This is a genomic window from Paenibacillus nitricinens, from assembly GCF_052056485.1.
Taxonomy (GTDB): domain Bacteria; phylum Bacillota; class Bacilli; order Paenibacillales; family Paenibacillaceae; genus Paenibacillus_AQ; species Paenibacillus_AQ nitricinens.
Genome location: NZ_CP183948.1, coordinates 5600672 through 5626709, shown reverse-complemented (window position 1 = coordinate 5626709; position 26038 = coordinate 5600672). Strand labels below are relative to the sequence as shown.

The 26038-nt window shown below is 47.3% G+C and carries 21 protein-coding genes; 12 read left to right on the top strand and 9 right to left on the bottom strand.

The window, feature by feature from the left end; all coding sequences use genetic code 11:
• Positions 1-16 precede the first annotated feature (16 nt).
• On the bottom strand, positions 17-1087 hold the full coding sequence (locus tag ACN6KS_RS25090; protein WP_341135655.1) for a glycosyltransferase family 4 protein: 1071 nt from the start codon (positions 1085-1087) through the stop codon (positions 17-19).
• 202 nt (positions 1088-1289) lie between these two features.
• On the opposite strand from ACN6KS_RS25090, the gene ACN6KS_RS25085 reads away from it, so the two are divergent.
• Positions 1290-2405: a YhcN/YlaJ family sporulation lipoprotein gene (locus tag ACN6KS_RS25085; protein ID WP_440960735.1), complete on the top strand. Its 1116-nt coding sequence runs from the start codon at positions 1290-1292 to the stop codon at positions 2403-2405.
• 88 nt (positions 2406-2493) lie between these two features.
• Here ACN6KS_RS25085 and nagA read toward each other — a convergent pair whose 3' ends face one another.
• From nagA to ACN6KS_RS25045, 8 genes are all read right to left on the bottom strand, one after another.
• Positions 2494-3681, bottom strand: a complete 1188-nt coding sequence (gene nagA / locus ACN6KS_RS25080) for an N-acetylglucosamine-6-phosphate deacetylase (protein ID WP_440960734.1) — start codon at positions 3679-3681, stop codon at positions 2494-2496.
• Entirely contained in the window at positions 3669-4397 is a 729-nt protein-coding gene (nagB, locus tag ACN6KS_RS25075; RefSeq protein WP_094872656.1) for a glucosamine-6-phosphate deaminase, read from the bottom strand. Before nagB ends, nagA begins: the two co-directional genes overlap by 13 nt.
• Positions 4397-5275 carry a MurR/RpiR family transcriptional regulator gene (locus ACN6KS_RS25070; protein WP_094872654.1) on the bottom strand — a complete coding sequence of 293 codons (879 nt, stop codon included), beginning with the start codon at positions 5273-5275 and terminating at the stop codon, positions 4397-4399. The genes nagB and ACN6KS_RS25070 overlap by 1 nt, the downstream gene beginning before the upstream one ends.
• Before the next feature lie 233 nt (positions 5276-5508).
• A complete protein-coding gene (locus ACN6KS_RS25065; protein ID WP_341135652.1) occupies positions 5509-6486 on the bottom strand; it encodes a LacI family DNA-binding transcriptional regulator in 978 nt (325 codons plus the stop codon).
• Positions 6487-6774: 288 nt separating this feature from the next.
• Entirely contained in the window at positions 6775-8574 is a 1800-nt protein-coding gene (locus ACN6KS_RS25060) for an FTR1 family iron permease (protein WP_440960733.1), read from the bottom strand.
• 57 nt (positions 8575-8631) lie between these two features.
• The gene (gene efeB / locus ACN6KS_RS25055; RefSeq protein ID WP_440960732.1) at positions 8632-9963 is read right to left on the bottom strand and encodes an iron uptake transporter deferrochelatase/peroxidase subunit; all 1332 of its coding nucleotides are present in this window, start codon (positions 9961-9963) and stop codon (positions 8632-8634) included.
• A gap of 5 nt (positions 9964-9968) precedes the next feature.
• Positions 9969-10865 carry an iron uptake system protein EfeO gene (gene efeO, locus ACN6KS_RS25050; protein ID WP_379425053.1) on the bottom strand — a complete coding sequence of 299 codons (897 nt, stop codon included), beginning with the start codon at positions 10863-10865 and terminating at the stop codon, positions 9969-9971.
• A gap of 544 nt (positions 10866-11409) precedes the next feature.
• Positions 11410-11577, bottom strand: a complete 168-nt coding sequence (locus ACN6KS_RS25045; RefSeq protein WP_179281690.1) for a hypothetical protein — start codon at positions 11575-11577, stop codon at positions 11410-11412.
• Between the two features lie 247 nt (positions 11578-11824).
• Here ACN6KS_RS25045 and ACN6KS_RS25040 point away from each other — a divergent pair, with 247 nt between their 5' ends.
• The 11 genes from ACN6KS_RS25040 to ACN6KS_RS24990 all read left to right on the top strand — a co-directional run bounded on the left by ACN6KS_RS25040 (position 11825) and on the right by ACN6KS_RS24990 (position 26012).
• Positions 11825-12049, top strand: a complete 225-nt coding sequence (locus ACN6KS_RS25040; protein WP_019908812.1) for a helix-turn-helix domain-containing protein — start codon at positions 11825-11827, stop codon at positions 12047-12049.
• Between the two features lie 389 nt (positions 12050-12438).
• Positions 12439-13428, top strand: coding sequence for a LacI family DNA-binding transcriptional regulator (locus tag ACN6KS_RS25035; RefSeq protein ID WP_094872622.1), 990 nt, complete (start codon positions 12439-12441; stop codon positions 13426-13428).
• Between the two features lie 21 nt (positions 13429-13449).
• The gene (locus ACN6KS_RS25030) at positions 13450-14427 is read left to right on the top strand and encodes an N-acetylglucosamine kinase (RefSeq protein WP_094872621.1); all 978 of its coding nucleotides are present in this window, start codon (positions 13450-13452) and stop codon (positions 14425-14427) included.
• On the top strand, positions 14424-15722 hold the full coding sequence (locus ACN6KS_RS25025) for a 6-phospho-beta-glucosidase (protein ID WP_440960731.1): 1299 nt from the start codon (positions 14424-14426) through the stop codon (positions 15720-15722). The genes ACN6KS_RS25030 and ACN6KS_RS25025 overlap by 4 nt, the downstream gene beginning before the upstream one ends.
• A gap of 24 nt (positions 15723-15746) precedes the next feature.
• A complete protein-coding gene (locus tag ACN6KS_RS25020) occupies positions 15747-16673 on the top strand; it encodes an ABC transporter permease (RefSeq protein WP_283908901.1) in 927 nt (308 codons plus the stop codon).
• A 95-nt stretch (positions 16674-16768) separates the two neighbouring features.
• A complete protein-coding gene (locus ACN6KS_RS25015; protein WP_094877989.1) occupies positions 16769-17659 on the top strand; it encodes a carbohydrate ABC transporter permease in 891 nt (296 codons plus the stop codon).
• Positions 17660-17693: 34 nt separating this feature from the next.
• On the top strand, positions 17694-19340 hold the full coding sequence (locus ACN6KS_RS25010) for an extracellular solute-binding protein (protein WP_280787861.1): 1647 nt from the start codon (positions 17694-17696) through the stop codon (positions 19338-19340).
• Positions 19341-19377: 37 nt separating this feature from the next.
• Positions 19378-21111: a family 10 glycosylhydrolase gene (locus tag ACN6KS_RS25005; RefSeq protein WP_341135643.1), complete on the top strand. Its 1734-nt coding sequence runs from the start codon at positions 19378-19380 to the stop codon at positions 21109-21111.
• Positions 21112-21298: 187 nt separating this feature from the next.
• The gene (locus tag ACN6KS_RS25000; protein WP_094872613.1) at positions 21299-22324 is read left to right on the top strand and encodes a helix-turn-helix transcriptional regulator; all 1026 of its coding nucleotides are present in this window, start codon (positions 21299-21301) and stop codon (positions 22322-22324) included.
• Between the two features lie 170 nt (positions 22325-22494).
• On the top strand, positions 22495-24276 hold the full coding sequence (locus ACN6KS_RS24995; RefSeq protein WP_094872672.1) for an ABC transporter ATP-binding protein: 1782 nt from the start codon (positions 22495-22497) through the stop codon (positions 24274-24276).
• Positions 24273-26012 (top strand): ABC transporter ATP-binding protein, encoded by a 1740-nt coding sequence (locus tag ACN6KS_RS24990; RefSeq protein ID WP_440960730.1) that lies wholly within the window; start codon positions 24273-24275, stop codon positions 26010-26012. The genes ACN6KS_RS24995 and ACN6KS_RS24990 overlap by 4 nt, the downstream gene beginning before the upstream one ends.
• The last annotated feature ends 26 nt before the right edge of the window (positions 26013-26038 follow it).

Below are 26038 nucleotides of genomic sequence, written 5' to 3'. Positions count from 1 at the left end.
GAAGGTTCTTTTGCAGTTAAAAGATGGCAAAGGAGTTCATCATTTCACGAAAAGACTGCGCATATTTTTCCGTACCGTAACGTGAAACCATATAAATTCTTCCTTGCTGACGGAGTGCATTTCGCAGTGATATATTGTTCATTAGCTCTAGCCCTTCATTGACGGCCGTTTGTATGTTGCCAAGAGGATAAAATTTACCTGAAATATTATGCACAATAAAAGATCTAACGCCGTCGGAATCCGTGCTAAGCACGGGACAAGTACAGCAAATGGCTTCCGCAACGGCATATCCAAATCCCTCTGTAACAGAAGTGGATAACAGGAACCCTCCAGAATTAGCTATGGAGGAATAATAAATCGGCATCACATGGTTAGGGATGTTGGTAAAGGTACTTAGACGGTCGTTCAGACCTAACCTATGCAATTCTTCTTGGAAGAGCTGCTTTTGATCCTCTGTGGCTAATTCAGGATCATGAAACATCCATAGATGAAGGTTTGGTTTGTGAAGGCGAATTTGATGGGCAATTTTCAAATACTCCCGCCAATTTTTGTTGCTTTCCAGACGCCCGACCCAAGCGATGACCGGATCAGCCGGAGGATCTGCAGGGATATGCTGAAAGGACTGAACATCAACAATATTGGGAATGACATACCGATGTAGCCATGGACAGATTTCAATAAACAGCTCCAGTAAATGATCCGTTGGTGGGATTAAGACTGCGTTACAGTAGGAGCGGAAATAAGGGATAGCGTCTTTGATTAGATCTTCCGCATGACTCCGTTTTCCAAGTCCTTGAGATTCGTATATCAAAATACCGCCATAACCGAGCTCGCGCAGACGCTTAAGCAATAAATAATCGGATGTAACAATAATGGCATCATAGTTATGTGTCTCAAGAACTTCTTTAATCTCCTCATCTAAAGAGGAAATGAAGACCGGAAAGTTAGCCTTATTCTGGCTTCCTGAACCAGGCATTAGATATAAAACATGACATTCGATCCCATTCCGCTGGAGACTCTCGCACCGCAGCTTATTTAAAGTTTCCACCCCGCCACTCGGTATATAAAACGTGAATAAAACTTTCATGCACGTGCCTCCTGACTTTTGCGGAGCAATACCGACTTCGTTGAAATACGGCTTACTGTTTATAAGATACGCCGATGTGCATTCGCAGGTGACGGTAAACAGACATAGTTCCAAATCCTTTCAGGATAGCTTGTTCTTCGGAAGGTCATGCTAACGACTGTTACGCTGCACACATACAACAATAGAGATGGAGGATGAATTCATGATGCGATCCAAGATCAGCATGTCAGTCTCAGCCGCATTACTTCTAGGCTTGGTGAGTATTACAGGGTGTGGGACGAACACGGCAGAAAAGACTAATGTGCAAACTAATAGTGTCCGTGGGGTAAATGACGGACGTATCGGTGTAAACTCCGTACGCGGAGGAACAATGGGTACGCATAATATTACTAAAATGGAGGTCAGTCAGGAGCTTGCTGATCGTATTGCTGCTATGCCTGAAGTTCGTACAGCGAACGTAATGCTTGCAGGTAAAAATGCGTATGTCGCCGTAACGTTACATGATACAACTACTGGTCTTCGGGCCAAAGGTACTACATCGTATCGAGCCAAATCATCTACAGTTCCACACAATTATGGACCGACTGGAGTAATGTCGGGTACAGGAAGAGTGAAAATAGGGCGCGATGGAATGAATGATACAGGGGCCGTAACGAATGGAACGAACGGAGCTCTGAGAGGCACTGTGAATACAGTCCCTGGTACAACAAGCACTGGACCTGCAACACTTGGCATGGGTACTCACAGAAATGGAACAACCGGAATGGGAAGTCTGGGAACAGGTACAGGTACTGGGACAACGGGGACCAGAACCCATACTTATAATAATGGACCTCTGCTGAATAGCAACGGTTCGAAACGTGATGTCAATATGGGAATGGGCATTGGTAATGGAATGGGCATGGGAACTAGAAATTCTACCGGAACCGGAACCGGATCAGGGATGACAGATGGTTTGGGGACTGGAATGGGTATTCGCAGTACCACTCCAAACTACACCAATAGTACTCATGGTACGAATTATAGAAGTAATTCAACTCACATGAACGGTACTCATTCGACTCACATGAACAATACAAATAACACGATGAATATGAAAGAAACAGATACGGTTACTAAAGAAATTAAAGCGAAAATCGCTGCTGAAGTTAAAAAACATGATGCAACAATTAAGGATGTATATGTATCAGCAAACCCAGACTTTGTAGAGCGTGTTAACGTTTATGCAGAAGAGGCCCGAGCGGGTCATCCGATCAAGGGTTTTGTGGATGAATTCCGAACGATGGTTGAGCGAATTTTCCCAACGCGTAATTATTAATCAATAGTTCGATTTTATAAACAAAAAAAAGCAACAGTCCTCTCCTTTGTGGCGAGAATTGTTGCTTTTTTATTATATAGCCACCTTATTAAATGGTAATTGGGCGACCGCCAATCCATACGCCTCGCAAATTCAATTCAGCGTCAAGACGCAGGATATCACCGCGTTTTCCGGCTTCCAAGGTACCGATGGAACGCTCCATTCCAATGGATATCGCCGGAGTAAGGCTTGCAGCATGGGAGGCCTCTTCTAGGGTGAGCCCTACTTCCTGTATGAGATAACGGAAGCCACGAATCATGGTAAGTGTACTACCCGCCAAAGCGGCAGGGTTATCTTTAAGTGTTGCGATGCCATCTTGAACTAGCACAGGTAAATCACCGATTGTATATTCACCATCACTTAGACCTGTTGCAGACATGGCGTCTGTAATCAATAACAAATTGTTATCTTTTTTTAGATTAGCCACTAGAGAAATCGCTGCAGGATGAACATGTATGCCATCGGCGATGATCTCCGCACGTATGCGTTTATCGAATAGTACAGCACCAGCAGCTCCAGGCTTGCGGTGATGTAGTGGTGTCATTGCATTAAACATATGCACGGCTTGATTTAATCCGGCATCTGCCGCAGCTATAACCTCTTCAAAGGAAGCATCGGTGTGACCAAGAGCCGCGGTAATACCATGCTTACGTAGCCAGAGGATAGCTTCTAGTGCACCTTCACGTTCCGGAGCCAATGTGACTTGCCGGATCATGCCTGGATAATCATTCTCCCATTGTTCCAGCCACTCAATATTAGCCAGAACAATATGCTCAGGATTCTGAGCTCCAGACCATTTCGGGCTGATGAACGGTCCTTCCAAATGCATGCCCACGATTTGTGTGTATGGCATCTCAGTGGCGCGATATGCGTTTATTTCAGCAAAGACTTGGTCAATGGCTGACTTAGAGGCAGTCATAGTTGTAGCCAGCATGGTAGTTGTTCCCTGGGAGCTGTGAAATTTAGTGATGGTATTTAAAGATTCAGCATCACTATACATAAAGTCGTGGCCAGCTCCACCATGTACATGCACATCCACAAATCCAGGGATAAGCAGGTCTTCCGAAGCTTGACCACTAGCAGGCCAGTGAGCGTAAATCTCTGGAAGCCATGCTGCCTCGCCGGCATAATGAATCTGCTCACCAGATACTGCAATTACGCCATGCTTAATTAATCCTTGGGGGGTTAGCACCTTACCAAACAGTAATTTTCCTAGCGCTTCGTTTATTTCAGCCATTTTCCTGCTCCTTCATCTACAAGGACAATTACATTCGGATGGCTTTGCAGTAAAGATGCAGGGCACTGGGTAGTAATCGGACCTTCAACGGCATTCCGGATGGCTTCAGCTTTGCCGGCACCACGTACTAACAATAGAATCTGGCGAGCTTTCAGAATGTCGCCGATGCCCATAGTGACTGCTTGCCGTGGTACATCGTCCAAAGAGTCGAAGAATCTGGCATTTGCTTCCAGTGTGTCTTCAAGCAAATCAACGACATGTGTTTTGCTGCTCAGATTAGCATCTGGTTCATTAAAACCTATATGCCCGTTGCTTCCAATCCCAAGGATCTGCAAGTCAACCGGTCCGTTCTCTTCCAGCATTTTGTCGTATGCGCGGCACTCCGCTTCCATATCTGCAGCATTGCCGTTAGGGATATGTGTCTGCCCTGGGTCAATATCAATATGATTGAATAATTGCTCGTTCATGAAACTGCGATAGCTTTGCGGATGATCAACAGGAAGTCCGACATACTCATCAAGATTGAAGGAAGAAGCTTTCGAGAAGCTTACAAGTCCTTTTTGGTGCATTTCAACCAATTTGGCATAAACACCAACTGGGGAACTCCCGGTCGCTAGACCGAGCACCGCTTTTGGATTGCTTTGAAGCAGGCTGGCAATTAGATTCGCACCCGTTTGTACAAAATCTTCATCACTGTTGAACTTAAGAATATTCATTAAGATTGACCTCCTCGTTTGTTTCGGTAATGTTGGACATTCAAATAAGATTGCTCCAGTCTAGGAATAAAATCCCCAAAACGGGTGCTGACCATTCCAGTAAACAAAATATCAATGATGTGTAGCTGGGCAATTCGTGAGGCCATATCTCCTCGGCGCATTCCTTTTTCCAGAGAAGAGGAGAACAGTGGAATATCAGCCAGAGTTGCCAAGGGGCTGCTGCCGTAAGAGGTTAAAGCGATTGTGCTTGCTCCGCTGGCTTTGGCACAAGTTAAAGCATCAATGGTCTCTGGGGTTTCCCCGGAATACGATACTGCGAATACGACATCGCCTTCAGAGAGCGAAGAGGCAGATGTAATCTGCATATGGGAATCGGCGAAAGCGGTGCAATTCACGCCAATGCGGATCAGCTTCTGATAGAAATCCTGTGCAACAATGGAGGAAGTTGCCATGCCGTAAAGATCCACTCGCCTTGCTTGGCACAATAAATTAACGGCTGCTTGTAATCGTTCCAGATCTAGGAGTGAAGTCGTATCCCGAATGGAGGTCAGGTGGTTCGTTTGCATCGCTTCCACAATAACGGAAAGCGGATTACCTGCAACGATATCTTGATAAGAAGAACCGCCATCCTGAGGCGCTGCATCGCTATGAGCAATTTCAGCTGCCAGCTTTACTTTGAAATCTGGGAAGCCTTTAAAATGCAGAACCTTACAAAAACGTGTGATAGTAGCAGGACTAATACCGCATTGCTCTGCGAGTTCTGTGATGCCCATATGAACGATTTCACCTGGCGAAGACAGGATCCGTTCCGCCAGCTTGCGCTCCATTTGGGATAGCTTGGACTTTTCATGCTCAAGTGCATATAAAATTGGGGACATCCATTCACCTCGACTTCTAAAGCTTTTTAAAATTATTTTTAAAATTATTTATTAAAATAAGAAAATTATTTTCATATTCAGAATAAAACAAAATCTAACCGGATGCAAGGGGTAAAAATGAATACAATAAGGATAATATGCGAGAATTATTAGTCTCTCTTCTATTTAAATAAAAACGGCCCACTCACAGAAGACTGCGAGGTGGACCGTTTTTGAACAATAACTGAATCGAGCTATACCGTAGAACGTTCAATAATGCGATACTCAAGCTTACGGTGTACAGGATGACTATCATTATTTTGGATCTGATTATAGATGATCCGAAAAGCTGTAACACCCATTTCAGGTAACTGGTTATCTATGGTGGTGAGACCTAAAGTTCGTCCGATCGGCTGGTCGTCAAATCCGATGACCGCCAGATCTTCAGGAATACGGATTCCGTTCTTCCACGCTTCGATGATCAGACCGGCTGCCACATGATCGCCTGATATAATCAGGGCATTGGGTCGCTTCTTCATTTTCAGCAGTTGGTGCAATACACGACCGCCATCCTCTTCATTCATACAGTCATACATCATCCATTCTTCATGAAAAGGCTGTCCGGTAGCGGCTAGAAAGTCACTAAAGGCAATTTGCCGGATGGAACTACTGCTGCCGTGCTGCCTGCCTTCACAGTAACCGATCTGTTGGTACCCCTTGTCACTCAAGTACTGCAGGCCGGAACGAAAAGCAGAATAATGCTCAATATACACGGAAGAGAAGCGGCATTCGCCTCTATCTTGGCAGATGACTATCGGGCCATATGCTGTATATTCTTCAATGACTTCTGAGCTCATTCTCGTAGATACAATTACCACGCCGTCAATTTCTTTGTTGCGCAGCATCTCCAGTACCTTGAGCTCTTCTTCATGACGATAATTGGTCTGGCACAGAATGAGTCGGTAATGCGCTAGCAGCGCTTCTTGGGCTAAGCCTCCAATAATTACAGAGAAATAAAAAAGGTTGATGTTAGGGATAATAACCGCAATGGCTTGGGTACGGCCGGTAATTAGATGTACGGCGTTCATATTACGCGTGTAGTTTAATTTTTCAATGGTATTTAGGACAATGGTTCTTTTGGCTTCACTTACATAAGGATGATTATTGAGTACTCGCGAGACCGTTGTCACGGAAACACCAGCCATACGGGCGATTTCTTTTATATTAGCCATTCGAGAACAACAGCCTCCCTTTGATGCTTTTGTGTTGTATATAGTCTTTTTATTCTATTATATCGTCCGTAAATTACATCGCAAATAAAAAGCTTGCTATGGAATCCATTTCATAAATTAGACTGTAGTTGCAAGAGATTACCGGACTAAACCGGCGTAACCTAACGGGCGTGACGGACCGGTATCATCTAGTTTCATTTCTAATATAAAGGCCATAGGATCGGCTTCATTTAAAATCTACAAAAAACGGTTATCATCGTTAAAGATGACAACCGTTTTTCTTTGTAGCTATACAGTTTGTGACGCTTTTGGTGCTCTATTGCGCAGTATCTCCCACACAATAAATGCAAGGACAAGCAGCTGAGGCACTAAAGTTTCCCAAGTTGGATACATCCCCAGCCAGCTAATAGAAGGTAACCCATCCTGTACATGTGCGGGTAGTTTCCCTGCGACTTGAAGGGAGTGAATGCTCTCTCCAAGAAAGCGGAATACTAAATAGTAAATAAGAAGTGTAGCTGTACGGAAGAAGGCGGCAATCGGCAATTTCGCACTTAAGGCAATAATTGCGTAACCTACAATTCCTAGAATCACTAGAGCACTACCGATCCCTAGCAGCAATTGAGACAATTTAATGGAAGGGGCCATCCCTACATAAAAAATGGTGGTTTCTGCTCCTTCACGTAAAATCGCAAGCGCTGCTACGGAGGACAAAGACCAAAGATTGCCCTTTGCTAATGCTCCATCCACTTGCCGTCCAACATAGTTATTCCAATTTGCGGTATTTGATTTACTATGCAGCCAGCGTCCAATGGTAAGCATCATAATGACGGCTACAAGACCTGTGATGCCTTCAATCATCTCGCGTGCTCCACCAGAAGCTGCGCGGGAAATGGTATAGGTGAGTATAACGGCTAATGCGATACTTGCTACAAGTCCTACAGCTGCGCCAGACCAAATCCATTTCTGTGCTTTTGTGTTGCCATCACGCTTCAGGTAGGCAAGAAGGGCAGACAATACGAGGATCGCTTCCAGTCCTTCACGCAGAAGAATTAGCGCAGCATCCCAAGCGTTATAGGTTGTCTCACCAGCCAAAGGAGTCAGCTCAGTGACCATATTATCCATGATCTTTAAGGCTTGATCTAGCTTAGGTGGATTAGAGAGCAGGTAGCCAGTGACTGCTGCACTTTCGTTCTCAATATTGGTATAGACCGCTGGAGATGCAATCTGTACTTGTCCTTCAGCAGAAGGCCAATCTACGATGAATTGCTCCATGATATTAGCTGCTTCTGCGCTGTTTCCTGCTTTGGCAGTGGAAGAAGCTTTGTTGAGATGGCTGATCAATCCTTCAATAGATGCTGGTTTACCGGAAGTATCTCCAGCATCTATTGCTTTGCCTTCACTGTAATCGGCAAGCAGCTGATACAAGGCTTCGGCTTCTGATTTCGCCGACTCCTCGCGGAGCGGTTCTGCCTGCAGCGCGATGCGCAGCAGGCTAATCTTCGTCTCCAGCAAGCTGTAGACGGCGGAATTATCGGCCCGGATGTTGCGCTCTGCCGGCTTCCATCCGCTGACGATGTCGCGGTACGCTGCCGCTGCCGCGTTCCAGTCGGCGCTGCGCACCGCATCCCGCGTGCGCTCCGCTGCGGGCAACAGTTTCGCCGCCGTCTCTTGGCCGGCGGCTCCGGTGTCACCGCCGTCCGTGCCGGAGGCGGCGGTGACATACGCGTCCACGCTTCTTGCGAGCGTGGACAGTGCCGTTTTGGCGGGCGCACCATCGCCCGCCGCAAGGGCCGCCGCCGCGTCTGCAAGCGCGGCATCAACGGCGGCAGCCGGACCGGCAAGTGCCGGGTCCGGCGTATTCGCGTTCGCGGTGCGCCACAGCGCTGCGAACGCTTCTACATCGGCCGCGGCCGCGTCCCAGCGGCTCTGGCCGGCTTCGACGAGCGCGCTGCCGACAGGCGGCAGCAGCTCGTCGACCGGGCCATCACCCTCCGCCCCCGCCGGGTTAGACAGCATCAGCATACATATGATGCTAAACAGAATCAGTCCGGCTGCCTTCGATAGCAGCCGTTTATTAAGAGAGTACATCGGGATAATCCCCTTTCAATAATGGACAGGAACATTTGATTGGAAAATAGGGCTGACTTAGCCTAAAAGTGCTTCCCCGATGTAGCCGCCTTTACGAATACCCGGGAAGCAGGCAAATACCGCACTGCCTGTATGAGTCATATATTCGTTTAGACGATCACTCTTGGAGAGACGCTGCTGGATCGCAACAAATTGCTTCATTAAATCCCGTTGAAAACTAATGAATAATAATCCTGCATCGAGCTGACCCGTTGCGGCATCTAATCCGCTGGAAATGGAGTAGGAGCGGCGCAGCATTTTAACTGTGCCGTCACCATGTGCTAAGGCAGAGTGTGAATCCGGCGGGATAATAGGCTTCCCGGAAGCATCAGCGGCTTTAAGATTCAGATCATCGAATTCATCCTTTGCACCGATAGGTGCTCCGCTATGACGATAACGGCCGAAGGTGGCTTCTTGATCGCTCAGAGAGGAACGGTCCCAGACCTCAATTCGGAAACGTACACGGCGAACTGCCATATAAGTGCCGCCGCTCATCCATGAAGGACCGTCACTGCTGCTGTTCCAGACCACTTCGTTCATTTCTGCTTCATTCGCAGTATCAGGATTACCCGTACCATCTTTGAAACCAAGAAGATTACGTGGCGTCGTCCCTTTAGGATCAGCTGTACCTGTGCGCTGGAAGCCTTCCTGTGTCCAGCGGAGTACGGCTGTGCCACGGGCAATACGTGCCAGATTTCGGATGGCATGGAAGGCCACCTGCAGATCATCAGCACATGCTTGGACACAAATATCTCCACCACACCACTTAGGATCCAGGCTGTCTCCCGTAAATGCTGGAAGATCGGCTAATAGGGTTGGACGCTTGGAAGATAAACCAAATCTGTTGTCAAAAAAAGAAGGGCCGACACCAAAGGTAAGTGTACAGCGCGAAGGGTTTAAACCATCCACTTCACCTGTATCGGAGGGTGGGAGATTAGGGTTGTCATTGACGTTTCCAATGAGGCTGCCAGTAGTAAGAGAAGCTGCGGCAGTTGTCCATGCTTGCATTAGCTTTTTTACATCGGATAGCTTCGTTGTGGTCAGATCAAAGGCTGCGAAGTAAATGAAATTCTGCGCAGGGGTTAGAATGCCGGCCTGATGACTCCCGTAAAAAGGAATGGAATCAGCATCGGAGGCTACTGTTGGCTCAGCTACGGCATTGCGTGCAGCCATAATTCCCCCAACACCTCCACCACCTAATAATAGACCAAGGCTAGTGGCGCCAGTAAGCCGCAGCATATCGCGGCGGCTTAGTTTTTTATCTAATATAAGGTTGCTCTTGGATTGTTCATTGAGAAGGGCACCTTCTGCATTCGCTGGTACACCGGTAGATCTATTTTGCTTATTCATGATGATCACACTCCTAGAATAGTTCCCATGTTGGACAATGGCTCAGCCAATGCATCCAAATTCTGACTCAACTTACGGACATCTTCTTCCTTTAGCTCTTCATAGGAAACATATCCATCTCCAGATTTGAAAGGAGCAAGCTCAGCTTGCAAAGCTGCAAACCGTTCACCAATCGTTTTTTCCAGCTCAGCATCTTTTTTCGCCAGTTCTGGCTTTAACAGCTCGTATATCTTTTGGGCACCTTCAACATTAGCGACGAAATCATACAGATCTGTGTGGGAGTAACGTTCTTCCTCACCTGTTACTTTAGAAGAAGAAACCTCATTAAGCAGTTCTACAGCACCAGTAACGAGCAGATTGGCGTCGATTTCTACGGTCTCTACTTTTGCACGTAGAAGCTGGGCATCTTTCAATAATTGGTCAGCAACTTCGGTCATATCTTTGGTTGTGTTATCCTGCCAGAGTGCCTTTTCAAGCTTATGGAAGCCGCGCCATTCAGCAGCATCTACGTCATTCTCGCGGGCATCAATATTCGGATCCAAATCACCAAGTGCTTCTGCAATCGGCTCAATTCGCTCATAATACATGCGGGCTGGCGCATAAAGTGCCTTTGCATCCTCAATTTTTGCTTCTTTAACTGCGTTCGTGAAATTTTCTGTTTGCTTTACAAATTCATCACATTGCTCGATGACATATGTACGATATTGTTCAACCGCTGATGTAAAGTCGGCAGTAGTTGCTGTAGTGGTATCAGATGTATTTGTTGCCTTGGTACTGTTAGCAGCATTTGCAGAGTTATTATTGCTAGTGTTACTATTACTGTTATTGTTGTTACTGGCACACCCGGTAAATAGTATGGAGGCTGCAAGTAGACCTGCAGGCACGGCATATGTGAATTTCATTGAATGAAGCACCCCTTTTTTATATGTGAATGATAATCGTTATCATTTATGCTGGACTTATCATAAGTCCGTATACATTTACTGTCAATATAAAAATGTGATGTATTTCATAGTTATATTTTGCACGACAAAAAAAATCCTGGGACTGGGAGTTGAGTTTGTAGAAATATATCTAATTATATGCGGGAATTAGCAAGTAACATTTCGTTTGATTTGATCATTTATTTGCACGTACGAAGTAGCTATCGGACACAGCGGCCCTTAAACGCAGATTTTTTTCGAGATTTGGATCGCTATCGGCCCTCATAGTCGCTATTTGCCTATAAAACACCGCAAATAACGTCATTTCGGTCTGCAAGCATCAGAAGGAAATGACGAATACACTGTAGGAGCGGCAGTTCACGACCAACAACACAAAACAGCGATTCTCCAATAATGGATGAATCGCTGCTAATGTTGCTTACAGTTTTTATAATTAACCGGACCGTCTCATTTATTGGAAAAAGCTACTTATTCGACAGCCCCATTCTGTGTCGTCTTTATTTTATTGTTCATTATGGGATTCATGTTCCGTAGAGGGTTGATTTTTGAATACTTCTGCGGCTTCCTCAGCAGAAAATTCTGGTTCGAATTTACCGACTAGTGGCAATTTGTTTAATTTCGTAGTTTGTACCTCTGCCTTAGTAGGTTGATTATTTTTCGAGTTGCTCATACTTACACCTCCTTTTAATAAGAAACAACAAGTTGTAGTTTGCCCTGTAAGGAGATGATTCTATCCAAGACAATTTCAAGTTTTGCGGCTGAATGTCCTCACTAAAGCGGTGTAATAAGCTTCGGATGGTTAAGCCCATTTTGTAGTTATGACAGCACCATTAACTTCATCAATACATAATATGTTTTGACTGTATCCCTTTACCTTGTTATACCAAACAAACCCAGGGCAAGGAGGGGTGACACCATTGAAGGGGAACGAACACCACAGCAAATTTCTGTTGACTCATCGTGAGCGCGAAGTTTTTGAGCTTCTCGTGCAGGACAAAACGACTCGTGATATCGCTGGTTTATTATTTATCAGCGAAAAAACAGTTCGGAACCACATCTCCAATGTAATGCAAAAACTAAACGTTAAAGGCCGTTCACAAGCGGTTGTCGAGCTGATCAAGCTTGGGGAGCTGAAAATATAGCTGGCCATGTCTTCGGAAGTGACGCGTTTAAGCCTTCTCCACCTCTAGGGGTGAGGGGAGGTTTTTTGTTGTCGTTCTTGAATAATGATATTTCCTTAAGCGAATTATATCCTGCGGAAAGACTTTGCTATTTTGAAGATTTAGATTGCGGAATATTAAGTTTGACTGCAGTTTATGGATTGACGGATATTGGGAATGATTGTAAAATCATCTTAAAGTTAAAACCTTTAAACTTTTGAAATCATTTTGATACTTTCGATAAAGGTGAAACTGACATTCAATGTTCGATTATCAGTCAGAATGTAGTTTTGTCGAGAAGAGTTAGTCCTTTTTATTTCCTTAAAAGTTATAACGTTTAAACTATTGAATTTGGAGGCATATAAGCTTAGATGAACATTCATGATGTAGCCAAAAAGTCGGGGCTCTCTGTAGTGACCGTATCCAGAGTTCTTAACAATTCACCTTCTGTGCGTGAAGGCAATAGGCGGAAAGTGCTGAGTGCTATGGAGGAGTTAAATTATCAGCCCAATTCAGCGGCGCGGAGTCTCGTGCGTGGTAAGACGGGAGTCATCGGTATGTCGATTACCAACTTTAACGACTCCTTCTATGACCGCGTGATTCGCGTGGTGAACCGGAAGCTGGCAGAACAAGGTTACTTCTTGGCCCTGTCGATAGCCGAGAATGAGGATGAAGGCGTTAACTTCCTGTTTCAGAAGGACCGCGTTGACGGGATTATCCTGTTATCTCCGCTTGAGGAAAAAGAATATGTGGAGGAGCTGAAAAGAAAAAGTATTCCGTTTGTCTTGCTGGATAACCAGCTCCAGCATGAGGATGTTCCCAGTGTCGTCGTCGATAACTATCAAGGGGGGTATGAAGCTACCAAGCACTTGATTGGTCTTGGACACACGCAGATCGCCTATATCGGTGGCCCTTCGGTGTTCCTGAGTGTAGCGGAGCGCAAGCGGGGTTATGTACAGGCGCTGGATGAATCGGGGCTAACGCCCTTCGGCACGGAATATTGCGGATTTACAGTAAGTAGCGGTTATGAGGTGGCAAAGAGATGGATTCGTGAAGATAAGCTGCCGACAGCCATTTTTTCCGGAGACGATTTTATTGCTCTCGGTGTTGTTCAAGCCCTGCGTGAGGAAGGAATTCTGGTACCTCAGGATATCTCAGTGGTTGGCTTTGATGATCAGCAGTTCGTAGGTGAATTTTATCCCCGATTGACGACAGTCAGACAACCTGAGGCGCAAATGGGCAGCATTGGTGTTGATTTGCTGATGAAATTAATCAATGGGGAGGTGATGCCTGCTGGTGTAACGAAGCTCGCTCCTCAGCTTCTCGTGCGTGAATCCACCGCATCTGTAAGGTTAACCTAAATATTAGGAGTGAAACGAACTGTGAAGTACTTTTTGGGAGTCGATGCAGGGGGCAGCAAAACTTATGCAATGATTGCAAATGAACAGGGATCGGTCATTGGTGCAGGCAGGGGAGGGAACGGGAATCATCAAAATAATCGTGAGCAGGCGGAGAACAGTTTGCAACAGGCTGTATCGGAAGCGATTCTGGCGTCAGGACTGACAAAGGATCAGTTGGAGTATTCCTGGTTTGGCCTGGCTGGAGCGGATAGAGAATCCGATTTTCAAATTTTACGACCCATCATCAGCAGACTTGGCCTTCCCCGAACTGAGATTTCCTGCGATACCTGGATTGCCTTGCGATCAGGTACAGAGAGTAATTATGGGATCGTGCTGATCTGCGGCTCGGGAGTGAACTGCGCCGGTAAAAATCCGCGAGGCGTTACATATCAATGTGGTGGATTTGGCTATCGGTTCGGTGATTACGGCGGCGGCTATGATCTAAGTATTGAGGTATTCCGTAGCGTTCTTCGGGCAGATGATGGAAGAGAGAAAGAGACTGTCTTAAGCGAACGCTTAATTCATTTGCTGGGCTATTCCAGTGTTTCGGAGTTAAGGGAGGATTACCTGGATCATTCGAGAGACTTGCCTCCCCAGATTGCTGAGCTGCTGTTTCAAGCGGCAGATGAAGGAGACCAGGTTGCCACCCTACTGCTGACCAAGCAAGGGGATGAGCTCGGTTTGGCAGCGGTCTCGACAATCCGCCATTTGGCTATGGAGGAGGATTCCTTTGACATCGTACTTGCAGGCAGCTTATTAACCAAGGGGGATCGCTCAGGCATCATCCGGCGGGCCATTGAACAGAGTGTGAAGCATTCGGCTCCAAATGGCACTTTAAAGATTCTAACCCGGGAACCGGTTGTAGGCGCGGTCGTTCTGGCAATGGAAAGCAGCGGTATGCGTGTGAATCAGGAGGTTCTTGATCGTCTATCACTGGGTAAGGAGGGGCTATTATTATGAAGGAGACTTTGAAGCTCGTTGTCATCGGAGCGGGTTCATCATATACGCCTGAGCTTATTGAAGGCATCATCATGCATCATAAAGAGCTTCCCGTCCGCGAAGTATGGCTGGTGGATATTGAGGCGGGAAGGGAGAAGCTGCATACGATTGCGGAACTAAGCAAGCGTATGATTGCTGAGTCCGGACTGCCAATTACCGTGGACCAGACGCTTGAGCGGAGGGAGGCCATCGCCGGAGCAGACTTTATCTGCACTCAAATCCGGGTAGGTATGCTGGAAGCGCGAAAGTGGGATGAATTAATTCCGCTTCAATACGATGTCATCGGTCAGGAGACGACGGGTCCTGGAGGGATGATGAAAGGCCTACGGACCATTCCGGTCATTCTGGATATTTGCAAGGACATTGAGGAGCTAGCTCCGGATGCCTGGTTGCTGAATTTTACGAATCCGGCCGGTATGGTGACTGAAGCTGTTCACAAATATTCATCGGTAAAAAGCGTAGGCCTGTGCAACTCGCCGATCGGTTTTCAAAAGTGGCTCTCTGAGTTTTTCGGACTTCCTATGGAGAAGATCTACGCGGAGTTTGTCGGCATCAACCATCTGCACTGGGTATCCGATATCGTAATTGACGGTAAAAGCAAGCTACAGGAGCTCATTGATTACCCCCAGAACTACAAGGCGAGCAATGTGCCGTTTGATTCCTGGGACCACCGGTTTCTGAATGCTTTGAAAGCCATCCCTTCTTATTACCTTAGCTATTACTACATGACGGACGCGATGCTTGCGGAACAGAAGGAAGCAGCAGCAACGACCGGATCGCGCGCTGAGGTAGTGAAGAAGGTGGAGGAAGAGTTGTTTGAGCTGTACCGGAACGTAGAGCTTAAGGAGAAGCCAAAGCAACTGGAGCAGCGTGGTGGAGCCTATTACTCGGAGGCGGCAGTGCTGCTGATGCGCTCCATTTATAATGATTCCCGCGATATCCAGACGTTGAATGTGAGGAATAACGGAATGATTGACTTCTTGCCGGACGATGCCTCCATTGAGGTGAACTGTGTGGTAACCAAACAAGGTCCGCTGCCGATTCCGCTGTGCAAAATTCCGCAGCCCGTCAAAGGCCTGCTGGCCGCGGTCAAGCAATACGAGAGCCTCACCATCGAGGCGGCTGTGCACGGAGACCGGGATATGGCCCTGCAGGCTATGGTTCATCATCCGCTCGTGCCCTCGGTCACTGTAGCTGAACAGCTGCTGGATGAAATGCTGGAGAAGAACAAAGCGTTTTTGCCGTTGTTTCACTAGAATCGTCCAGAGGAGGAAAAGCGGATGAACACGGCCGAGAAACCAAGTAGATGGAAGAAATTCACCAGCCAATTGGATTTGCAGTCCATGGTTTGGCCGGGAATTATCTTTGTATTCATTTTTAGCTACATTCCGATGTATGGCGTGGTCATGGCGTTCCAACAATACGATATTTTTGGCGGCATGATGAAGAGCCCCTGGGTTGGATTTATGCATTTCAGAATGTTCTTCGAGGCACCGGAGTTCTGGAATGTGATGCGAAATACCATTGTGATTAGCTTGCTTAAATTGATTATCTCTTTTCCAGCACCGATTCTTCTTGCACTGATGCTGAATGAGATCGGTAATATGGGCTTTAAACGCGTTATCCAGACCGTCAGCTATTTACCTTATTTCCTGTCTTGGGTTATTGTATCCGGTTTTGTATTTTCGCTATTATCTGTTGATAACGGAACGGTGAACTATGTGCTGGAGCGATTCAATCTGGTAGGGGAGCCAGTTAACTTTCTGGCATTACCCAAATACTTCTGGTCTATTCTAGTAAGTGTAAATGTGTGGAAGGAGGTCGGATTTGGGAGCATTGTCTATCTGGCCGCGATTGCAGGCATTGATCCGACTTTATATGAAGCCGCTTCCATAGACGGAGCAAGCCGATTTAAGCAAATTCACTTGATTACACTCCCCAGCATTACCCCCATTATCATCATCTTTATGATTCTTGCGATCGGCAGTCTGCTTAGTGCGGGCTTCGAGGACATTTTGCTGCTGGCAACCAATCCAATCCTGCGACCCTACTCCGATGTTATCGACACCTATGTGTACCGTGTTGGGATATTAAATGCCAGATTCTCTTATGCGACAGCGGTAGGGCTTTTCAAAGCGGTGATCAGTGTCATTCTGCTGGTGATGGCCAACAAAATAGCCCGCCGGGCAGATGTTAGTCTCTGGTAGGTACTACTACTCATAGCGAATGCTTCCGATGCAAGTTTTATTGGAATGTATCGACTGTAAGTAATGCTCCATAAACCTTTTAGGAGAGGTGAACAATGAGACTAAGCCTAGGCGACAAAATCATGCAGCGGAGTATTTATATCCTTTTGACGCTGCTGGCGCTACTTATGCTGTACCCATTTTGGAACGCGCTGGTCATTTCCTTTAATCTAGGGAGCGATACGGCGCTCGGCGGTATAACCTTGTTGCCGAGAGCATTTACCCTGGAAAATTATTATATTGTGTTTCAGGATCATCGCCTGCTGAATTCTTTTCTGATCACCATTCTTAGAACGATGAGCGGCACGGCGTTGTCCGTCTTCTTCACGGCCCTGTTAGCTTACGGAATGTCCAAGAAAACATTGCTTTTTCGAAAACAATATATGGTGTTCTTCATGATTACGATGTTCTTCAGTGGAGGGCTCATCCCTAGTTATTTACTGGTTCGCTCTTTGGGTATGCTGGATACCTTTTGGGTTCTGATTATCCCCGGTATCATCAGCGTCTGGAACATGATTGTCATCCGCACCTTCTTCAACGCTTTGCCGGAGGGGCTTGAGGAATCGGCCAAAATCGACGGTTGCAGTAACTACGGCATTTTCTTCCGAATCGTTATTCCCGTCTCCGGTCCGGTGCTGGCCACGATTGCTTTATTTACTGCGGTCGGTTACTGGAACGACTGGTTTACGGGAGCGATCTATATTACGAAGGACGAACTGCTTCCTATACAGACCCTGCTGCGGCAGGTTATGAACTCCAACATTATGACCCAAATTGGCTCATCGAATGCCATCGCGCTGGATCATATGAACCGAAATCGGACGATTACTACGAAGTCACTGACCATGGCTACGATGATGATCGCTACTATTCCGATTATCCTGACGTACCCTTTTCTCCAAAAGTACTTTGTGAAGGGCGTAATGATCGGTTCATTGAAAGAATAGCAGTGTCCATATTATGTAGAAAGAAGGGAAAAGAATGGGCAATCGTATGAAATGGGTATCGCTTCTGCTGACTTCGCTGGTGCTTCTTCTCGCTGCCTGTAGCGGAGGGGGGAATTCTAACACTTCACCAAACACAAGCGAGAAAAATTTGAATACCGAGGTCGCCACTGATGACGGCAGCGGGATCAAGCCTGTCACCTTCAGCTTCTATGGAAACTATGACTGGCTTACGACATCACCATGGGGGGATAATGAGGCGACAAAATGGATTCAGGAGAACCGTAAGGTTACAGTTGAACCGATTCAATCGGGAGGTGCGGCCGGAGAAAAACTCAACACGATGATCGTCGGCGGAGATTTACCGGATGTCATTTTTACTGACCGGGGATCCTCAGTGGAACGGCTGGTGCAGGCAGGGCAACTTGTTGCGCTGGATGATTACTATGACAAGTATCCGAACTTCAAGAAATATGTGAAGGAATCCACCCTGAATTTGCTCCGTTCAGATGACGGGAAAATCTATCAAATCCCGAACTGGTATACCTCCGGGCAATTCGGCAACGGCGGATGGATGGTGAATAAAGATATTTATAATGAGCTCGGCAGACCGGTGCTGGAGACCTTTGATGATTTGTATCAATATTTACGCTTGGTGCAAGAGAAGTATCCCGATGTTGTACCTCTGGAGGTTGGCGAGAAGGGGGCAGGTCTGGAGATTATGTATGGCGGTTTTAAGGAGCATTCTACCAGTAAGTTCATTTCACTCATGGGATATCCGGAAGGCGACAAGCTGTCATCTATCTTGGATGATCCCGCTTACGAGGAGATGGTGCTGTATATCAATAAGCTGTATCGTGAACGGCTGATTACGCAGGATGCACTGCAGCAAACCCAGGATGCGGTCAAAGAAAAGGTCAATACCAGCCGGGTAGCGGTCATGGTCGAATCCAATATCACTACGTATGGAGCCGAGGGACATCGTGCACTGACTGCGAACAATCCGGACAGCGGTTATGAAATTATTTGGCCTATTCATAAAGCCGGACTAGACAAAACGCAAGTGTTTGTAAGCGGTTTCGAGACGCTGGGTTGGAACGTCAGTGTCATTACGAAAAAGGCCAAGGATCCGGAGGCCATCTTCGCTTACTTTGACTGGATTACGGGTCCGGAGGGACAGAAGGTGCTTTTCTTCGGTCCTAAAGGCTTGTACTGGGATGAGGAGGACGCAGACGGAGCACCAATTCCGAACGAGAAATACAAGACGACTCCTGCTAACGAGCGTACCGAAACAATGAGAAAATTCGAGGACTTTAACTGGGCGGGAAATACGACCTTTATTGATACGGCGAAAATGAGCTTAGAGGCACTGCTTTCCGCGAACCAGAAATCATGGGAGACAGTGGCGCAGTCCACGGTGACCTGGAAAACCGCGCTGGACATTACGGAATTTGTGAATACCGATCCGCTTCCGGATACGGAGATTGGCATCATCGCACAGAATATCGGGGATATTTATACCCTTGCTTACGCACAAATGGTTCAGGCGAAGTCGGATGAAGAGGTATTGTCGGCACTGGAGACAGCCAAAAAGAACACCCAAAAAGCGGGGCTGGATAAGCTGCTTGAGTTCAGAACCGAAAAATGGCAGGAGAATGTCAAGAAAATCAACGCGACGAAATAAGACTTTTATGAAATTTTATACTTTTGGAGGCGATATTATGGCATTTGCGCTGAGATCGAGATGCATAGCAATGTTAAGCTTCGTATTGGTTTCTTCGATAGCAGGTGGTTCCGTGCCGGCTAAGGCCGATGAGGAGAGTAATCCCCCTTTTGAAACGGAAGTTATTGTACGGACCGTAAACCAGTTTAAGAACACTGCGGATGTCCATAATTTCATCCAGCTGTCCACAAGCTACGGTGTCGATGTCATCAGCATGAACGTGAAGCAGGATGAAGATGATGAGGTTCCGTCTGGAAGTGTATTTTATCAGAGTGATATCGCTCCGATCGCGCAAGGCTACGAGAATTTCGATGCTCTGCAGGCTGTCATTACAGCAGCCCATGCTGCAGGAATCAAGGTTCATGCCTGGATTCCCCAGTTCCATGATCAGCAAGCCTTCCTTGCTCACGATGAATGGCAGATGCAAGCGCTGGTTAACGGGGTTCAGATTCCATTCACAGGTTCTAACGGCAACGAATACTTCGTCAATCCGATTCACCACGAAGTGCAGCTGTATGAGCGTTCCATCATTCAGGAAGTGATCGAGAATTATGCTGTTGACGGTGTTGTGCTAGACTGGATCCGCTTCGACAATTACAACATGGACGTCAGTGATTACACGGTTGCGAAGTATCAGGCACAGTTCGGGTATTCCCCGCTCAGCATTGACTTCGATACGGATTCGCCTCAGCGGGAACAGTGGAATGAATGGAGAACAGAACAAATTGGACAGTATGTAGGCGATATCCGTGAGGATATTTCTGAATCCACAAATCCGGATGTGCAGTTCGGTGTGTATATTTTGCCGCCGGAATTTACAGAGGTTGGACAGAATGTAGCCAAATTCAAGGATGATATCGACTTTGTCGCACCGATGGCGTACTTTGATGACTGGGAGTTCAATAGTGATTGGGTATACAGCACTTCCTACGGCATCCTGAAGGATACGAGCGACCGGATCAGTGGCAGTGATGTGGAGATTGTAGCCACACTGGATAATGACTGGACTGATGATCAATATCAGGAGATTTACAAGGGAATCCGCGAGAATTATCCGGACGTGAAGCGCCTGTCGTTCTTTGCCTACGGGGCCTGGCCAGAAGATGAATTGGCCAATATCAAGGAACGTGAAACCTGGCCGACGCCAGGCTGGACGCCTCCGGCAGAACAAGACTATCCGGCTCAATTACCAGCTGGATGGAAGGCTCGAAATATCGGTTCCATGCCGGGGAACGTTACCTACAATTCATCCAATAAGCAATTTACACTCAATAGCAGCTCTACGGATATTTGGGGAAATGGAGATCAACTGAATTATATATACCAATCCGCGAGCGGCAATGCGGAGATTATTGTTAAAGTGCAGTCCACTAGCCGATTGGACGGCTGGGCCAAGGCCGGCATTATGATTCGGGAGTCGTTGGGTCATAATTCGAAGCACGCAGATATGATGCTTACCCCCGAGAATGGGGCAACCTTCCAGTATCGTGCAGAGACCGCGGGCAATATGGTCGACCATACTGCGGCTGCCTCGGCTCCAAGATGGCTAAAGCTGACCAGAAGCGGAAATACCTTCAAAGGGGCTATTTCGGCGAACGGGAATAACTGGCAAACAGTTGGAACTGTTCAAATCCCGATGAATGATAAGGTGTATATTGGCATAGCGCTCAGCAATCCGGGGGATGATTCGAGGAATAAGGCCGTATTTGGAAATGTGAAAATTACGGATTAAGTCTAATGCAATAGCTTGGGGAGCTGAAAATATAGCTGGCCACGTCTTCAGAAGTGACGCGTTTAGGCCTTCTTCACCTTTAGGGGGGGAAGGTTTTTTGTTGTATATGCATGTTTGCTAAAAGAACATTCAATTGATAATCATTCTCAATACATATATAATTAATCCAAAGTAAGGGGAAGTAGGGATGAGCATGAAGCGTAACGATGGTCTGATTGAAGCAGAAACGATTGATGCCCATAAGACGCTTAGATGCGAAGGGTTTAATATTACTTACCAGTTGGACGGAAGCCACTTTGAGATAAAACCACCGGTCGAGCTAGGGGAGGGCAGCTGCCGGAGCCTGCTTACTCAGCGTTATCTTCAGATGACGGATTTTGATCTCCAATTTAATCGGGATATCGAAGCGAAGGGCGAGTTTAGAACACCTCGTACGGAGCTGATATTCTGTATGGGACATGGAATTGAATGGGGGACCTCGCTGAAGCAGGACTACTTTGCCATAGATACAGGAGAAAGTGTGCTGCTTCACGGCGGAGTAAGAAGTGAAAATTGTATATACCTTAGCGGAGCGGGCTACAGATTCCTCAGCATAGATATGAGTCCGGCACAATTTGAGCGGATGACCAGCGGACTGACCGAGGATACACGGCTCCAAGCCGGAGGAGGAGCTGGGTTGTTTTTTGGCAAAAACGCTATCACACCATCTATCCGACTTATTCTGTCTCAAATTGCGGACTGTTCCTATAGTCAGGGTATGCGGGAACTCTATCTGGAGGGGAAAATGCTGGAGCTAATGGCTGTCTATCTCAATGAATCTTTATTTGAAGCTGATCGGATTTCCCACACAGTCAAGCTATCTAGAGATGATATGGAGAGCCTGCGGCTAGCCAAGGAAATTCTGCAGCGTGATTATTTACATCCACCGACACTAGCAGGGCTCTCTCGCATTATTTGCCTCAATGAGTTCAAATTGAAGAAGGGCTTTAAGGAAATGTTCGGTTATACTGTCCATGCCTATGTGATCGAACAACGGATGCAAAGGGCACAGCAGCTGCTAGAACATGGAAATATGACGGTAAGTGAAGCAGCATCCAGAGTCGGATACGTGAATGTCAGCCATTTCTCAGCAGCCTTTCGTAAAAAATTCGGTGTGCGTCCTGGAGCATATCTGATCAGTGGTAGACAGCGTTCTTTAGGAACAAGGATGTAAGCTCACATCGAAAACAGATGCTCCTGATTTGGTTGATTATAATCCCGGAAACGGTAGCAACCATGAAGAGCGTTCCTTTACACTAGTGCACAGAGAATCATTCTCAGTGCACTTTTTTGTGCGTAATTATAAAGAGTGGGGGAACAACTGTGAGTAAAACCAAAACTGGCATGTCGAGACTGCTAGAGATTGCCGGAGAGAAGCGGGGCTTGCTGATCCTATCTGGCATATTGTCATCTGTCAGCGCCGTGTTAATGCTGGTACCATTTTTGTCTGTTTATTTCATCTTGGCTGAGCTACTGCGGCATGCCGCGTCTCCTGGACAGGTTGACGGTGATGCAATGATCCGCTGGGGATGGATTGCACTTGGCGGATTGATCGGAGGGTTGGTGACCTCATATTGCGGTATTATGTGTTCGCATATTGCGGCTTTTCGTATTCAGTATAATCTGCGTGTGCGAATGACTGAACATCTAGGCAGACTGCCGCTCGGCTTCCTGAATGGAACTTCGACCGGCGCAGTGAAGAAGACGCTGGAACAGAATGTCGACAAGGTGGAAAATTTCGTAGCGCATCAGCTCCCTGATCTGGTCAGCGCGCTGGCGTCCACGGTGCTTATGATTGTGGCGATGTTCTGGCTGAGTCCGCCGTTAGCTGTTGCCTGTCTTCTACCGATCCTAATAGGAATGGTTGTGCAGTCAGCACTTATGATGAGTAGTAAGGGGAAAACTAGTGTGAAGCAGTATCATGATTCTTTGGAGCAGATCAATGCTTCAGCAGTGCAGTATGTGCGGGGGATGCCAGCGGTGAAGGTGTTCGGGCAGACGGTGCATTCCTTCCGAAGGTTCTACAGTGATATGACCAGATACCGTGATTATTGTCTGGAGTTTACGGACCGTTATCAGTCAGGCTATATTCTGTTCAAAACATTGCTGGCCTCCTCATTTACCTTTATTTTACCGGTGGGTGTCTTTATGCTAAGCGGCCAGCCGAATTCCATGTCCTTTGCGCTTGTATTGCTGTTCTTTCTAATTATGGCACCAGGCGTATCTTCTCCGCTCTATAAGCTACTTATGCTGGCTTCGAGCACTCGGGATATCGGCGAAGGTGTAGAGCGGATGGATCGTCTTTTGGCACAGCAGCCTGTACCAGAAATAGCAAAGCCGTTGTCACCGCAAGCTTTCGACGTTGAATTTATGGATGTAACCTTCTCCTACAGTGAAGAAGAGGGGGCTGCGGCTGCGCTCAGCGAGGTCTCCTTCCGGGCAGAACAAGGGAAGGTTACAGCGCTGGTTGGACCGTCAGGTTCAGGTAAATCGACGGTGGCCAGCTTGGTGCCGCGGTTCTGGGACCCGCAAGAGGGTGCGATCCGTATCGGTGGAGTGGATATCCGCCATATGGCGATTCATGAACTGATGAATACAGTTGCCTTTGTATTTCAGGAGACCTTCCTGTTCTATGACACTTTGTATGAGAATATTGCCGTCGGTAAACCGGGAGCAACGCTGGAGGAAGTTCAGGCTGCAGCCAGAGCGGCACAATGCGACGAGTTCATCTCTCGGCTTCCGCAGGGGTACGATACGTTAATCGGTGAAGGTGGTGTCTATCTCTCCGGCGGTGAAGAGCAGCGTATTGCGGTAGCCCGGGCTATCCTTAAAAATGCTCCGGTACTTGTGCTCGATGAAGCAACTGCTTTTGCCGACCCGGAAAATGAGCATCACATGCAGCTGGCACTAACGGAGCTTATGCGCGGGAAGACGGTTATTGTCATTGCTCACAGACTCTCCTCTATTCGTGAAGCCGCACAAATTCTGGTACTGCGAGATGGGCAAATCGTGGAGCGTGGAGATCACGATAGTTTGATTGATCGCGATGGACTTTACACTCAAATGTGGCATGTCTACAGTGACGCCGGAGATTGGCATTTGGAAAAAAGGGGGGAACAGCTATGAAGGTATTGCACAATATTACTGCTGGCAAACCACAGCAGCTGCTGAAGCCTGTATTTTTTTCCTTACTGGCTAACTTAGTCAGTGTGCTTCCGTATGCGCTAGTGATTGAGGCGGTGCGGTTGATTTTTGCTCCTTATATTACGGTGGGTGCAGAGCTTCAGATAGAACGGCTTTGGTGGATTTGCGCGGGACTAGCTGCTGTCATGGTACTGATGTTCCTGAGCGAGATTCCCGCTTACCGCACTGCATACCGCGGGGCTTACAATGTTGCGGCACAGGGACGGGCGGAATTAGCAGAACATCTGCGTAAGCTTCCGCTAGGCTACCTGACTCGCCGGGATCCCGGTGATTTGGCGAATATGATGATGGGCGATTTCACGCTGGTTGAGACAGGCATTTCACATCTGCTGCCACAGCTTGCAGGGGCTTTTGTACTGCCGATATTTGCACTTGCAGGTTTACTATTCCTCGACTGGCGGATGGCGCTTTCCATGTTCGTGGCGCTGCCGGTTGCCCTTCTAATTATGTACCTGTCAGGTAGACTGCGGCGGAGATTAGGGACGAATCATATGAGAGCCAAATTGAACGCCGCGAATCGGCTACAGGAGTATTTGAATGGTATTCGGGTGATGAAAGCCTACAACCTGACGGGAGAACGATTTGTCCGTCTGGATAGCTCTTTTAGAACTTTGATGAAGGAAAGTGTGAAGCTTGAAGGAATATTCGGACCGGTCATTCTAACGGCTATGGCTCTTCTTCGTGCGGGTCTGACCTTAATGGTATACGTAGGTGTACATCTATTGTTAGGAGGGGAGCTCGGTATTCTGCAACTGGCTGTATTCCTTATTGTCGGCACACGCATCTATGATCCATTGACGACGGCGCTCGCCAACTATGCCGAATTCCGGTACAACGAACAAGCGGGTGAACGCATCGTAGACCTGCTTCGCCAGCCGGTCATGACGGGGACTACAGCTCCGCTTCCCGAGAGCAGTACCATTCGCTTTGACAATGTTACCTTCGGTTATGGAGGTGAGCCTGTTCTCAAACAATTAAGCATAGAGATGCCGCAAGGCTCATTAACTGCAATTGTGGGTCCCTCCGGCAGCGGAAAGAGTACAGTGCTGCGCCTGATCTCGCGTTTCTATGATCCTGACGAAGGAAGTGTTCTGCTAGGCGGACGCAATATTAAAGATATTGATCCAGAACATTTACTAGGGTCTGTGTCGGTTGTGTTTCAGGATGTGTACCTGTTCCAAGACACCATTGGAAACAACATTGCTTTTGGGCGGCTGGGCGCGTCGCAGCAGGATATTCAACAAGCAGCAGAAATGGCCCATTGCCATCATTTCATCATGAAATTACCGCTTGGTTATGACACGCCGGTAGGCGAAGGCGGCAGCACGCTCTCCGGAGGGGAGAAGCAGCGAATTTCCATTGCCCGTGCGATTCTAAAGAATGCTCCAATTGTGCTGTTGGATGAAGCTACTGCATCGCTTGACCCGCAGAATGAGGCCGAAATCCAGAAAGGAATTGATGCATTGATTACGGGCAGAACCGTCATTGTTATCGCCCACCGGCTGAAAACCATACGCGGTGCGGACAAGATTATTGTGCTGGAAGATGGCCGGCTGGTGGAGCAGGGACGGCATGAAGCTTTACTACTACGAGGCGGATTGTACGACCGTCTCTGGAAGCTGCAGCATCAATCTGTCGGATTCCGCATCACATCTTAGGAAATGCTCGGCACATTTTAGGAGGA